This is a genomic window from Nonomuraea harbinensis (assembly GCF_019396385.1).
In the GTDB taxonomy this organism is placed as follows: Bacteria; Actinomycetota; Actinomycetes; order Streptosporangiales; family Streptosporangiaceae; genus Nonomuraea; species Nonomuraea ferruginea.
This window is the reverse complement of sequence record NZ_JAHKRN010000042.1, coordinates 1-12,741: the sequence shown is the minus strand read 5'-3', so window position 1 is coordinate 12,741 and position 12,741 is coordinate 1. Positions and strand designations below refer to the sequence as shown.

General features: G+C 73.0%; 10 protein-coding genes. 7 read left to right on the top strand and 3 right to left on the bottom strand.

The window, feature by feature from the left end; all coding sequences use genetic code 11:
• Window positions 1-63: 63 nt before the first annotated feature.
• The 3 genes from KME79_RS32755 to KME79_RS32745 all read left to right on the top strand — a co-directional run bounded on the left by KME79_RS32755 (window position 64) and on the right by KME79_RS32745 (window position 2,435).
• Window positions 64-1,077 (top strand): TerC/Alx family metal homeostasis membrane protein, encoded by a 1,014-nt coding sequence (locus KME79_RS32755; protein WP_148032189.1) that lies wholly within the window; start codon window positions 64-66, stop codon window positions 1,075-1,077.
• A 69-nt stretch (window positions 1,078-1,146) separates the two neighbouring features.
• Entirely contained in the window at window positions 1,147-1,410 is a 264-nt protein-coding gene (locus KME79_RS32750) for a hypothetical protein (RefSeq protein ID WP_219548681.1), read from the top strand.
• On the top strand, window positions 1,407-2,435 hold the full coding sequence (locus KME79_RS32745; protein WP_219548679.1) for a glycosyltransferase family 9 protein: 1,029 nt from the start codon (window positions 1,407-1,409) through the stop codon (window positions 2,433-2,435). The genes KME79_RS32750 and KME79_RS32745 overlap by 4 nt, the downstream gene beginning before the upstream one ends.
• 16 nt (window positions 2,436-2,451) lie before the next feature.
• On the opposite strand, the gene KME79_RS32740 is transcribed toward KME79_RS32745, so the two are convergent.
• The 3 genes from KME79_RS32740 to KME79_RS32730 are packed head-to-tail and all read right to left on the bottom strand — an operon-like array spanning window position 2,452 to window position 7,214.
• Window positions 2,452-4,281, bottom strand: a complete 1,830-nt coding sequence (locus KME79_RS32740) for a S9 family peptidase (protein ID WP_219548677.1) — start codon at window positions 4,279-4,281, stop codon at window positions 2,452-2,454.
• On the bottom strand, window positions 4,278-6,053 hold the full coding sequence (locus tag KME79_RS32735) for an N-acetylglutaminylglutamine amidotransferase (RefSeq protein ID WP_219548675.1): 1,776 nt from the start codon (window positions 6,051-6,053) through the stop codon (window positions 4,278-4,280). The genes KME79_RS32740 and KME79_RS32735 overlap by 4 nt, the downstream gene beginning before the upstream one ends.
• Window positions 6,054-6,065: 12 nt before the next feature.
• Window positions 6,066-7,214 carry a carboxylate-amine ligase gene (locus tag KME79_RS32730; protein ID WP_219548673.1) on the bottom strand — a complete coding sequence of 383 codons (1,149 nt, stop codon included), beginning with the start codon at window positions 7,212-7,214 and terminating at the stop codon, window positions 6,066-6,068.
• Between the two features lie 73 nt (window positions 7,215-7,287).
• On the opposite strand from KME79_RS32730, the gene KME79_RS32725 reads away from it, so the two are divergent.
• From KME79_RS32725 to KME79_RS32710, 4 genes are all read left to right on the top strand, one after another.
• Window positions 7,288-7,623: a hypothetical protein gene (locus tag KME79_RS32725; protein ID WP_219548671.1), complete on the top strand. Its 336-nt coding sequence runs from the start codon at window positions 7,288-7,290 to the stop codon at window positions 7,621-7,623.
• Window positions 7,624-7,944: 321 nt separating this feature from the next.
• Window positions 7,945-8,904, top strand: a complete 960-nt coding sequence (locus KME79_RS32720) for an arabinan endo-1,5-alpha-L-arabinosidase (protein WP_261808618.1) — start codon at window positions 7,945-7,947, stop codon at window positions 8,902-8,904.
• A gap of 70 nt (window positions 8,905-8,974) precedes the next feature.
• The gene (locus KME79_RS32715; protein ID WP_219548668.1) at window positions 8,975-10,381 is read left to right on the top strand and encodes a hypothetical protein; all 1,407 of its coding nucleotides are present in this window, start codon (window positions 8,975-8,977) and stop codon (window positions 10,379-10,381) included.
• Between the two features lie 73 nt (window positions 10,382-10,454).
• Complete coding sequence (locus tag KME79_RS32710) at window positions 10,455-12,677, top strand: hypothetical protein (protein ID WP_219548666.1); 2,223 nt, start codon at window positions 10,455-10,457, stop codon at window positions 12,675-12,677.
• Window positions 12,678-12,741: the final 64 nt, after the last annotated feature.

The following is a 12,741-nucleotide window of genomic DNA, read 5'->3' as shown; positions in this document are numbered from 1 at the left end:
GGCGGCCGCCCGCGTCAAGCGGGTGAAGGAGACCTCGAACGGCTCAGCGTTCGAGGAGGATGCATGCCCGCCACGTCAGTCTTGGCTGCCGTCGAACTGCAGACGATCGCCTCACCCCAGCTGTGGGCGATCACCATCGCGGGGCTGGTCGCCCTGCTCGTACTCGACTTCGTCGTCACGCGGCGCCCGCACGAGGTGCGGATGCGCGAGGCGGCCGGCTGGTCGATCTTCTACCTGGCCCTTCCCGTGGTGTTCGGGTTCGGCCTGTGGGCGTGGGCCGGGTCCACCGTGGCGGTGGAGTTCTTCACCGGCTACGTCGTGGAGAAGTCGCTGTCGGTGGACAACCTGTTCGTGTTCATGCTGCTGCTGGGCGCCTTCGCGGTGCCGGCCGCGCTGGCCCAGCGTGTCCTGCTCTACGGGATCATCGGGGCGCTGGTGCTGCGGGCCGTCTTCATCGCGCTCGGCGCCGCCGCCCTGCAGAGCGGCACGTGGGCGTTCCTGCTGTTCGGCGCGATCCTCGTGCTGACGGCCGGGAAGGTCTTCAAGGACGCGGCGAGCGGCCGGGAGCAGGAGGTCGACATCTCCTCCATCCGCTCGATCCGGCTGCTGCGCCGGTTCGTGCCGGTGACCGACGACTACCGGGGCTCGCGGCTCGTCGTCAGGGAGGCCGGGCGGTACGCGCTGACCCCGCTGGCGCTGGCCATCGTGGCGGTCTTCGCCACGGACATCGTGTTCGCCGTCGACTCCGTGCCCGCCGTCTACGGCGTCACCGAGGACCCGTTCCTGGTGTTCGCCACCAACGCCTTCGCCCTGCTCGGCCTGCGGGCGCTCTACTTCGTGCTGCAGGGAGCCCTCAGCAAGCTCCGCTACCTCAACCACGGGCTCGCGCTCATCCTGGCGTTCATCGGCGTCAAGCTCGTCCTGCACTGGGCGCACGGCATCTGGCCGCAGGTCCCCGAGATCCCGACCCTCGCCTCGCTGGGCGTCATCGTCACGGTCCTGCTCACCGTCACGCTCACCAGCGTGCGCGCCAACCAGCGCGACGAGCGCCGCGCCGGAGAACGCCCGGACCGGTGACCCGGCGTATGCCCAGGTCAGCAAGGTTGTCTGGTTTGTCGCCCCGGAGGCGGGGGTAGCCCGGCAACCGTGCCCGACGCCCGCGACCTCGACGTGCTCGTCCCGGCCAGGGACCGTCCCGTGCTGGTCACCCTGGCCGGCCTGGCGGCGCGGCGCGTGACCGGCGCCCGCGTGGTGATCTCCGACCGGTCGCGGGCGCCCGTCGCGGACGACCCGCCGGCGGAGTCCGCGTACGAGGACGTGGTGAGGCGGCCGCGGGTGAGGGAGCGGTACGGGGGAGCGGGCCGGGCCTACCGTCTGGAGCCGCCGACGACCGTCCTGGAACAGCCGTGAGCACGGTCGCCGGGGTGCGGCGGATCGCGGTGCTGCGCGCCAACGCGCTCGGCGACTTCCTGCTGGCGCTGCCCGGCGTCGAGGCGATCAGGAACGCCTACCCGGACGCCGAGCTCACGCTGCTCGCCCTGCCGTGGCACGCGGACTTCCTGGCCGGGCGGCCGGGCCCGGTGGACGAGGTGATCGCGCTCCCGCCGATCACCGGGGTGTCCACCTCCGAGGACGGCCACCGGGCGCCTGCCGGGCTGCTGGAGCGGCTGCGGGAGTCGCGCTTCGACCTGGCGGTGCAGATCCACGGCGGCGGGCGCTACTCCAACCCGTTCGTGCGGGCGCTCGGCGCGGGGACGACGGCCGGGCTCCGCGCCCCGGACGCGCCGCCGCTGGACCGGTGGGTGCGGTACATCCACTTCCAGCACGAGACGATGCGGTATCTGGAGGTCGCGGCACTGGTGGGCGGCCACACCAGCCTGACCGAGCCGCGCCTGACGGTGACGGCGCGCGACCGGGCGGAGCTGGGCGAGCTGCCGGAAGGGCTGGTCGCGATACATCCGGGGGCCAACGACCCGAGGCGGCGGTGGCCGCCGGAGCGCTTCGCCGCGGTGGCGGACCGGCTGGGCCGGCCGGTCGTGGTCACCGGGTCGCGGGCGGAGCGCGACCTGGTGGCCAGGGTGGCCGGGGCGATGCGGCGGCCCCCGGCCGCGGTCGCCGGGGAGCTGAGCGTGGGCGGGCTGGCCGCGCTGTACGAGCGGTGCGATCTGCTGGTGGCCAACGACACCGGGCCACGCCACCTGGCGGCCGCGGTGGGGACGGCGACGGTGGCGGTCTACTGGTGCGGCAACCTGATCAACGCTGGCCCGCTCTCCCGCCACCGCCACCGGCCGCTGGTGTCGTGGACGCCCGCCTGCCCGGTCTGCGGCGCGGGCGGGCTCGACCCGCACGCCGGTCGGTGCGCGCACGAGGTGTCATGGGTGACCGACGTGCCGGTGGACGCGGTCGCGGCGGAGGCCGGGGACCTGCTGAAGTGACCCTGCGGTCCGGCGGTCACCCGGCTCCGTGGATGTGCAGGCGGTTCGTCAGCCAGTCCACCACCTTGGTCACGAAGCTGATCCGGTTGCCGATCCGCCGGATCTCGTGGCCCTCGTCCTCGAAGAAGAGGTGGTCGCACGGGACGCCGCGGGCCGTGGCCGCGTCGACGACCTGTTCGGCCTCGTACAGCGGCACGTTGGTGTCGTGCGCCCCGTGCACGACCAGCAGCGGGGCGGCCAGCCGGTCGAACGCGCGCAGCGGCGACAGGGCGCGCAGCAGGTCGCGGTCGGTCTCCGGGTGTCCGTACTCGCTGACCGCGGCCGCGGCGATCCACGGCTCGCTGCGGGCGTAGAACGTCTCGAAGTCGGCGATGCCGCTCACGGTCACGCCCGCGCGGAAGAGCCCCGGATGGGTGACGAGCGCGGCCAGGGTCAGATAGCCGCCGTAGGACCAGCCCATGCAGGCGATCCGGTCCCGCGCGGCGGCGCCGGTGCGCACCAGCCCGGCCACGCAGTCGGCCACGTCGTCGACGGCGCGGAAGCGCAGCTCGCGGTCGTCCGCCTGCCGGAAGGCGCGCCCGTATCCGCCGGAGCCGCGCACGTTCGGGGCCAGCACGCCGATCCCGGCGGCCAGCAGGTTCTGGTAGAGGGGGTTGAACGTGGGACGCTCCTGGTCCTCGGGGCCGCCGTGCAGGAACACCAGGAACGGCGCCGGCCCCAGCACGTGCGGCGGCCGGTAGAGCCAGGCGGCCAGGACGAGGCCGTCGCGGGCGGGGAAGCGCACCAGCTCCGCACCCGCCGCCGTGGCCAGCCGGCGGGCGCCCGCGACCCGCCGGTATCCGCCCCGGTCCAGGTCGCACAGCAGCACGTGCGAGGGGTCGCCGGGGCTCTCCGCGGCGAGGACGGCCAGGGTGCCGTCCCAGCTGATCCTGGCGGAGGTCACCACGTCGGCGGGCGGCGGCGGCAGCGGCCTGGGCTGCTCGGTCTCCAGCTCCAGCACGTCCAGCCCGGAGCGGCCGTGCTCGTTCCACACCAGCAGCGCGCGGCGCCCGTCCGCGCTCAGCGCGAACCGGTCCAGCTCGGCGTCCGGCCGCTCGGCCAGCACGACCGCGTCCGCGCCCTGCCGCACCGCCAGCAGCGCGGCCCGGTCGCGGCCGGCGTCGGAGACCACGTACGCGGTGCGGCCGTCGGGGGAGAGGGCGCCGGCGTCGGTGGATCCCGGCAGTCCGGAGAGCAGCGGCCGTTCCCCGCTCGGCAGGTGCGCGCCCAGCGCCTCGGCGACGAGGGTCGCCACGTACATGTGCCGCCGGCCGCGCGGGCCCCGCCGCAGCAGCATCGTGGCGTGGTCGCGGCTGATGGCGGCCGGCCACAGCAACCGGCCCGCGGCGATGACCTGGCGCCCGCCCGTGGCGGCGTCGGCCAGCACGGCGTGGGTGTGGCCGGCGGCCGACGTCTCGGCGACCAGCACCTCCTCGCCCCGCCCCGTCCAGCGGACCAGCGCGGCCGACCCTCCGGCGGGGGCGGAGAGCAGGCGCAGGTCGCCGCCGTGCGGCCGCACCGTCCAGACCTGGGTGTGCTCGCCGCCGCCCGGAGCCAGCAGCACGGCCAGCCGGGCACCGGTCGGCGCCCAGCTCACGTCGACGGCGGGCTGCGGCCCGGTGTCGACGACCCACGCCTCGGCGTCCTCGCCGACCGGCTGGATCCACACCCGGGGAGAGCCGTCCCTGTCGCTGACGAAGGCGACGGCGCTGTCGTCCGGGGCGAGGGCGGGCGCCAGGCAGCTCCACGCGGTCAGGCTGGCGGCCGACGGCAGGTGCGACAGGCCGCCGATGATCTCCGGCGTCATCCGAGGTGGGCCTGCAGCCACAGTTCCAGCAGGCCGAGCTGCCACAGCGTGTTCACCCCTGTCGCCGCCCTGTCGCGGCCGGGGTCGGCGAGGAGCCGGTCGACGTAGTCCCGCCGGAACAGGCCGCGGTCGCGGGCGGCCCGGCTGGTGAGCGCGTCGCGGACGAGGTCGAGGAGCCGCCCTTCGACGTGCCGGATCGCCGGCACCGGGAAGTAGCCCTTGGGCCGGTCGACGACCTCGGCGGGCAGCATCCGGCGGGCGGCGTCCTTGAGCACGCCCTTGCCGCCGCCGGCCAGCTTGAGCTCGGCCGGGCAGGCCGCGGCCAGCTCGACCAGCTCGTGGTCGAGGAACGGCGTGCGCGCCTCCAGGCCGTGCGCCATCGTCATGTTGTCGAGCCGCTTGACCGGGTCGTCGACCATCATGGCGGTGGTCTCCAGGCGCAGCACGGCGTCCAGCGCGGTGTCCGCGCCCGGCCTGGCGAGGTGGGCGCGGACGAGGTCGCCGCTGACGTCGGAGTCCAGCAGGTGATCGGGCGCGAGGATACGCGCCAGGTCGTGGTGCGGGCGGTCCCTGAACGCCTCCAGGTACGTGTCCGCGGCCCGCTCGCGCGGCACCCCGGCCAGCGGCGGGAACCAGTCGTAGCCGGCGAACACCTCGTCGGCGCCCTGGCCCGACTGCACGACCTTGACGTGCCCGGCGACCTCCCGCGACAGCAGGTGGAAGGCGACGCAGTCGTGGCTGACCATCGGCTCGCTCATCGCGTGCACCGCCTGCTCCACCCCCTGCGCCAGGCGGGAGTCCGGGACGCGGATGCGGTGGTGGTCGGTGCCGAAGCGCCGGGCCACCAGGTCGGAGTAGGCGAACTCGTCGCCCTGCTCGCCGCCGGCCGGCTCGAACCCGATGCTGAACGTGGCCGGCTCCCGCTGCCCCTGCTCGGCCAGCAGCGCCACGATCAGGCTGGAGTCCAGCCCGCCGGACAGCAGCACGCCCACCGGCACGTCGGCGACCATGCGCCTGCGCACCGCCGTGCGCAGCGCGTCGAGGACGGCCCTGCGCCACTCGCCGTCGTCCGCGGGCGCCGCCGGGCGCCGGTGGCGGGGCTCCCAGTAGCGGTGCTCGGTGCTCGTGCCGTCCGCCTCGATCACCCGTACGGTGGCCGCGGGCAGCTTGCGGACCCCGGCCAGGATGGTGCGCTCGCCCGGCACCAGCGAGTGGAAGGTCATGTAGTGGTGCAGGGCGACCGGGTCGATGCCGGTGTCCACCCCGCCGGCGGCCAGCAGGGCGGGCAGCGACGAGGCGAACCGCAGCCGCCGGCCGTCCTCGGACAGATACAGGGGCTTGATGCCGAGCCGGTCGCGGCCCAGGGTGAGCCTGCCGCCGCCGCGTTCGGCGACCGCGAACGCGAACATGCCGGTGAAGTGGTCCACGCATCCGGCGCCCCACCGGTGAAACGCCTTCACCAGCACCTCGGTGTCGGAGCCGGACTGGAAGCGGTAGCCCGCGCGGCGCAGCTCGGCGCGCAGCTCCCGGTAGTTGTAGAGGCAGCCGTTGAACACCGCAGCCAGGCCCAGCTCGGCGTCGACCATGGGCTGGGCCGCCTTCTCCGACAGGTCGATGATCTTCAAGCGGCGGTGGCCGAGGGCGATGGGCCCGTGCGACCACAGGCCGGAGCCGTCGGGCCCGCGGTCGCGCATGGCCTCGGTCATCCGGCCCACGGCGCCGAGGTCCGCCTCCGCGTCGTCGAAGCGGATCTCACCGCTCAGCCCGCACATCGCCTTTCCCTTTCAGGACGCCGCGGACCGGTACGGCGGGGAGTCGCCGAGGGGCCGGTTCCACTCACAGGCCCGGGTCTCGGCCAGCAGCAGGTCCACGACGTCGGCCAGCCGCCCCCGGCGGGCGAACGCCTGGCGCTGGCGCGCCGCCGAGCTGCCCCGCGCCAGCGCCTCCCGGGTCAGCCCGGAGACGAGCTCCCAGTCCGCCGACTCCTCCAGCTGCGGCCGCAGGCCCTCGACCAGGCGCCGGATCACCATGGGCGCGGCCCGCGGCACGCCGCCCACCGGGTCGATGAGCTCGCCCTCCAGCCCGGATCGCGCCGCCTGCCACGTCGCCGCCCGCACCGCTTCCAGGTGCACCTCGCGCTCCACGCCCTGGCGCACCGCCTCCAGCTCCCTGGCCACCAGCGCCCGGAACAGCCCCGCGATCAGCACGATGTCCTCCAGCCGGGGGCAGGAGTCGCAGATCCGCAGCTCGACCGTGGGCACATGCTGCGACGGCCGGATGTCGTAGTAGATCATCCCGGGATCGCTGATCACCTCCGACCGGATGAGCTCCTTGATCATCTCGTTGTACTCGGCGGCGGAGTCGTACTTCGCGATGGGACCGGCGGTGGGCCAGCGCCGCCACACCAGGCTGCGGTAGCTGGCGTATCCGGTGTCGTCGCCGTCCCAGTAGGGGGAGCTGGCCGACAGCGCCAGCAGCGGCGGCAGCCACGGCGTCAGCCGGTGCGCGACGGCGACGGCCAGGTCCGGATCGTCCACTTCCGCGTGTACGTGGGTGCCGCAGATCAGCTGCTCACGGGTGAGCTGCTGGTAGTCGCTGAGCATCTGCTCGTAGCGGGGGTCCGGGGAGACCTTCAGCTCGTGCATGTCCACCAGCGGAGGGCTGCCCGCCGCGCTGATCCCCAGGCCCGCCTCGTCGGCCAGCCCGATCAGCCGCCCGCGCAGGTCGCCCAGGTCCCGCGCCAGGTCGTCCAGCCGCAGGAAGGGCGAGCTGTTGGACTCCACCATCGAACGCTGCAGCTCGTGGGTGAAACGATCGGGCGGCAACTGCTCCAGCAACAGATCGGCGTGCCCGGTCAGGCGCCGGGTGTCCAGGGAGACCACATGGAACTCCTCCTCGACCCCCACCCGGATCGATCCCGCGTCACCCGCCACCAGTACCTCCTTCGTGCCCGTATGACATGCCCCCTCCCCTGAAAAAGGCCTTCCTCACGTGGGATCGATCACTGTGCGCGGTCGCGGGGACGGCGTGTCCGGGCGGTGTTCCGCCGGGTCCTCCGCCGACTTTGCCGGTCGTCGGCAATGTTCGTGCCGGGAGACTGCGGGCCGCGGCTCGTGGGCGGAAGCCCGCCGCATCGCCGACATCCTGCGCAAGGAGACCATCGGCCGGATCCAGCGGCTCACCGGCTACGGCCTCGGCCGGCCCATCCAACGGCACGCCCTGGAGACGGCCACCCTGGGCGCCCGCCTCCTGGGCTGGCCCGGCGCGCACGATCTCGGACCAGCAGGTGGTCCGCACCATCGGCAGGAACGCCAAGGTGCCCCGCAGGAGCATCCCGCGTAACGGGGCCACCACCGACATCCGGACGAGACCGGGCGCGCGATACGTGACCATCGCCCTCACCAGGGCCGACGGCCGGGACGTCAAGACCGGTTCTACGACCAGGCGCTCGCCCGGTTGGGGTGAGCCGGTGCCGCGCGGCCGGGTTCTGTGTGGCGCACGGTCTCCGGCGACGCTGTTAGCGTTATCACTGCGTGTCCGCATGAAAGTACGCCGACTGCCACCGCCAGTCAAGGGCATTGACCGTTGTCATGATTCGTGTCTATATTCCCCTCGACCCCTGGCGCACGGTCTCCTCCACCCCCCACCAGGAGAGGACCCATCGTGCGCCCAGCCATCACCGTCATGGCGGCCGTCGTCACCCTGCTGCTCAACACCACTCCCGCGCTGGCCTACCCGCCGCCCGGCCAGGTCGCCGGTGACACGGTCGTGCACGACCCGACGATGATCCGCACCCCGTTCGGTTACGTCCTGTACTCCACCCACGGCCACCTGGAGGCCCGCACCTCCGCCGACGGGGTCACGTTCACCCGCGCCGGCGACGCGTTCGACACGCCGCCGGCCTGGTGGAGCACGTACTCGGCCGAGAACGACCCCTGGGCCCCCGACATCTCCCACGAACGCGGGAAATACCTGATGTACTACGCCGTCTCCAGCTTCGGCAGCAACCACTCGGCCATCGGCCTGGCCACCAGCCGCACCGGCCGCCCGGGAAGCTGGACCGACCGCGGCATCGTGTACGCCACCGAGCTCGGCATGGACCACAACGCCATCGACCCCAACCTGCTGGTCGACCGCGAGGGCCGCTGGTGGCTGAGCTTCGGCTCGTACTGGACCGGCATCCGCATGATCCGCCTCGACCCCCGTACCGGGCTGCGGCACGAGAAGGACCGCACCCTGTACCACCTCGCGACCCGCCCCGACGCGCCGTACGCGGTCGAGGCGCCGGACATCGTCGAGCGCGGCGGCTACTACTACCTGTTCGCCTCCTACGACCGCTGCTGCGCGGGCCTGGACAGCACTTACAAGATCAAGGTCGGCCGCTCGACCAGCCCGACCGGCCCGTACACCGGCCGCGACGGGCAGCCGATGATGACCGGCGGCGGCACCCTGCTCCTGGAGACCCACGGCCGCTTCGTCGGCCCCGGCGGCCAGAGCGTCATGCGCGACCGCGGCCGCGACGTGCTCGTCTACCACTACTACGACGGCGACGACGGCGGCACACCCAAGCTCGGGCTCAACCGGCTCGCCTGGGACGCCGACGGCTGGCCGCACGTGAGCTGACGATTTACCGCCGGCATACCGGAGGTGACTAGGCTGACGGCCCTCCATCGTCTGATCTTGAAGGACCCCCGTGACCCGTCTGGCGCTCGTGACCCTCGCCGCCCTCCTGCCGGCGCTCATCCCCGGCGTCGTCCACGCCGACGTCCCGGGCGTGCGGGGGACGGAAGGCAACCTCATCAGGGAGGAGGCGCCACGGGACGACGGGATCAGGCACATGGACACCAAGGCGATGATCGCGGCCCTGAAGGCCCTCAACGTGAACACGTACGTCTATCCGATGGCCGGTGACAACGTGCACTGGGAGGACCTGCGCGAGGAGTTCCTGCCGGCCGCCGCCGACGCCGGGATCAAGGTGTGGGTGATGGTGTACTCGCCGAGCCAGCAGGGCTGCTGTGTCTCCCGTCCGTTCAAGCACGACTACGTGGCCTGGTCCCGCGAGCTCGCCACCCTCTCCAAGACTCACCCGAACCTGGCCGGCTGGACCGTGGACGACTACGCCTACGACATCGGGAAGACCTTCACCCCCGCGTACGTCCGCCAGATGAGGGACGCCGCCAAGGCGGTCAACCCGGCGTTCACGTTCAACCCGACCGTCTACTACAAGCAGTTCACTGACGACTTCATCGCCCAGCAGATCCCGCTCCTGGACGGCGTGATCTTCCCGTTCAGGGACTCGCCGCACCGCGACACCTCCTGGTCGTGGAGCCTGTCCTACCAGGTCAAGCAGCTCGCCCAGCGCCTTCCCGGCACCGACGTCTACGTGATGCCGTACGCGCACCCGCTGAGCCACGCCGCGCAGAAGCCCACGGTGTCCTACGTCGAGACGATCACGAAGCAGGCGCTCGACCTCGTCCGCGCGGGAGAGGCCGCGGGCGTCATCCAGTACAAGCTCCCGCTCATGCCCCGCGACGCCAACTGGACGCGCCCCGCGACCGACGACCTCTCCCGCACCGGCGACGGACGGTTGAGCTTCGTCGTCGAGTCCGGCACTCCGACCAAGGCCGGGATGTGGTGCGGCGCCGAGCGCACGGTCCAGCTGACGCCCGGAGCGACCAAGCGCACGGTCACCTTCTACCACCGGGACGGCCGTGGCTCCGAGAGCCCGGCCGGCCACCACAAGAAGCAGCTTCTCGTGGACGGGAAACTGGTGTGGCAGCGGGACGTCACCGCCGACGCCAAGGACACGTGGACCAAGGCCACGATCGACCTGACGGACCAGCTGGCCGGGCGGACGAGCGCGAAACTCCAGTGGCGGCTGTTCGAGCTCAAGGGCGTGACGAACTACTTCGTCGACGTGAGCGTGGACGACATCGCGCTGACCGGCATCCAGCTGAGCGACCCCGGCGTCGAGAACGCCGCCACCTGGACGTCCGGCCTGTCACGTAACGGCGGCCCCGTCTACTGCTCCGCCCAGGTCTACCACCGGGACTACGGCGCCGACCTCCGCGAGCGCCTCGCCGGGCTGTACGGCGGCTAGCGTCCGCCCGGGACGCGGAGATCATTAAGCGCTAGGTTGGCCTCATGGCCATGTCTGCGATCGCGTACCCGTCGTGACGTCCTTCGGCGAGGCCGCCCTGCTGCGGGCCTGCCGGGCCGGCCAGGTCGTGCGGGCGTCACGCGGGGAAGAGCTCGTCGTCGACGCCGATCTCGTGCGCAAGGTGTGCCGGCGGGACCCGGCGGAGATCGACCCCCGCGGCCTGGTGATCGAGGGGGCCAGGATCACGGGCGGGCTCGACCTGACGGGGATGGCGGTCACCTTCCCGCTCCGTTTCGTCAGGTGCGTGTTCGACGAGCCCCTCGACCTGGACGGCGCCGACCTCCACCTGCTGGCGCTCGACGGCTGCGCGGTCCCCGGCCTGCTGGCCAACGGCCTGCGCGTACGGCGGGACCTGGATCTGTCCAGGTCCCGCATCACCGGCGACCTCCGGACTCCCGCCAGCACCTCGTCCACCGCGGCCGTCTGGCTGTGCGAGTCGGAGATCGGCGGGCGCCTGCTCTGCCTGGACACGCTCATCGAGTCCGAGGGCCGGGCGATCCAGGCGGATCGCATCAGGGTCGGCGGGACGATCCGGCTGCTGCACCGGTTCGAGGCACGCGGCGCGCTGCGGCTGATCGGCGCGCGGGTCGAGGGCTCGCTGGACCTGACCGGCGCCAGCCTCACCCGCCCGCAGCAGGACCTGGCGCTGGACCTGGGGGACGCCGAGATCGGCGGCAGCGTGTTCCTCATCGACGACCAGACCGGCAGGCGCCCGCTGGTCCGCGGCCGGATCGACCTCGGCAACACCCGCATCTCCGGACATGTCCTGATCCGTAATGCCACCATCGACCCCACAGGCCCGGTGACCGGCGTCAACTACACCAGCGGCCGCAGCACCGGCACCGCCATCAGCGCCCCCGGACTCGTCGTCGGCGGACCCCTCGGCATCGAGGGCGAGTGCAGGATCAGCGGCGGCGTGGACCTGAGCATGGGGTCGTTCAGCACCATCCAGATCAGCCGCGAGAGCGTCTTCACCGTCCCCGGCGGCCGCGCCCTCGACCTGACCAACGCCGAGCTGCGGTCGAGACTCCTCATCGAGGAGGGCGCGACCGTCGCGGGCACGCTCCGCCTGGCCGGCGCCCACATCCGGGGCGACCTCACGTTGCGGGGCACCCGCTGGAGCCACCCGGAGGAGACCTCCGTCATCTCCGCCCAGGGCGCCGTGATCGACGGCATGGTCAACATGCGGGAGGTGAAGACCGAGGGAGGCCGGCTCGGCTTCCGCGCCGCGACGGTCGGCGGCGTGGTCAACGTCCGCAACGCCCGCTTACACAACCCCGGCGGCCAGGCGCTCTCCCTCGAACAGGCCCTCATCCGGGGCCCGATCCTGCTCAGCGCCGGCTTCACCGCGGACGGCGAGGTCGTGCTCAACCGGTGCGCCGCGGAAGGCCGGCTCGACTGCGACGACGGCACCTTCACCGCCGGCATCAAGGCCGTGTCTGCCACCACGCGCGAGGGCATGCGCCTGCGCTGGGCCGAAGTGCCGCCGCACGTCGACCTGACCGGCGCGGCCACCACGGTCCTCGCCGACGACGTGACGCGCTGGCCGTCCGACACGGCGATCTCCGGCTTCGTCTACGACCGCTTCGACGACGCCTGGGACTGGCGGCAGCGCCGCGACTGGCTCCGGTCCATGACCTCGTACGACGCGAGCCCGTACGAGCAGGCGGCCCGGGTCTTCCGCCAGCACGGCCGCCCGGTCGAAGCCGAGCACCTGCTCATGGAACTGCGCCGCCGGGCGCCCCGGCGCGGCTGGATCAGGGACACCATCGACGCCCTCTACGGCCTCACCGTCGGCTACGGTTACCGCCCGGGGCGCGTGCTCTGGCTGCTCGGCGCCCTGCTCGTCCTCGTCTACGCCATGCTGCTCACTCCGGTCGTGCAGGAGACCCTGCGCGCCACCGACCCGCGCGGCAACGTGTACGCGGCGGACGGCCGCCTGGTCACCGTCGAGGCCGCCACCCCGTCGGACGACAGCACCGTCACCGTGTCCGGCCGGGATCCCCGGCCAGGTCCGTGCGGCGACGGCCAGGTGCGCTGCTTCGACCCGCTCTTCTACACCGTCGACACCGTCGTCCCGCTCCTGTCCCTGGGCCAGCGGGCGACGTGGTACCCGGAGACGCGCACCGGCGGCGGCTCGCTGGTGTCGGGGCTGCTCAACGTGGCCGGCCTGCTGGGATGGCTGCTGTCCACGGTGGTCGTGCTCTCCTTCGCCAGGCTGGCCAGGCCGGCGTGACGATCGACAAAACCGGCGCCGTGGGCGGGAGCCCCGCCCACGGCGCCGGAGCGGTCACTCAGGC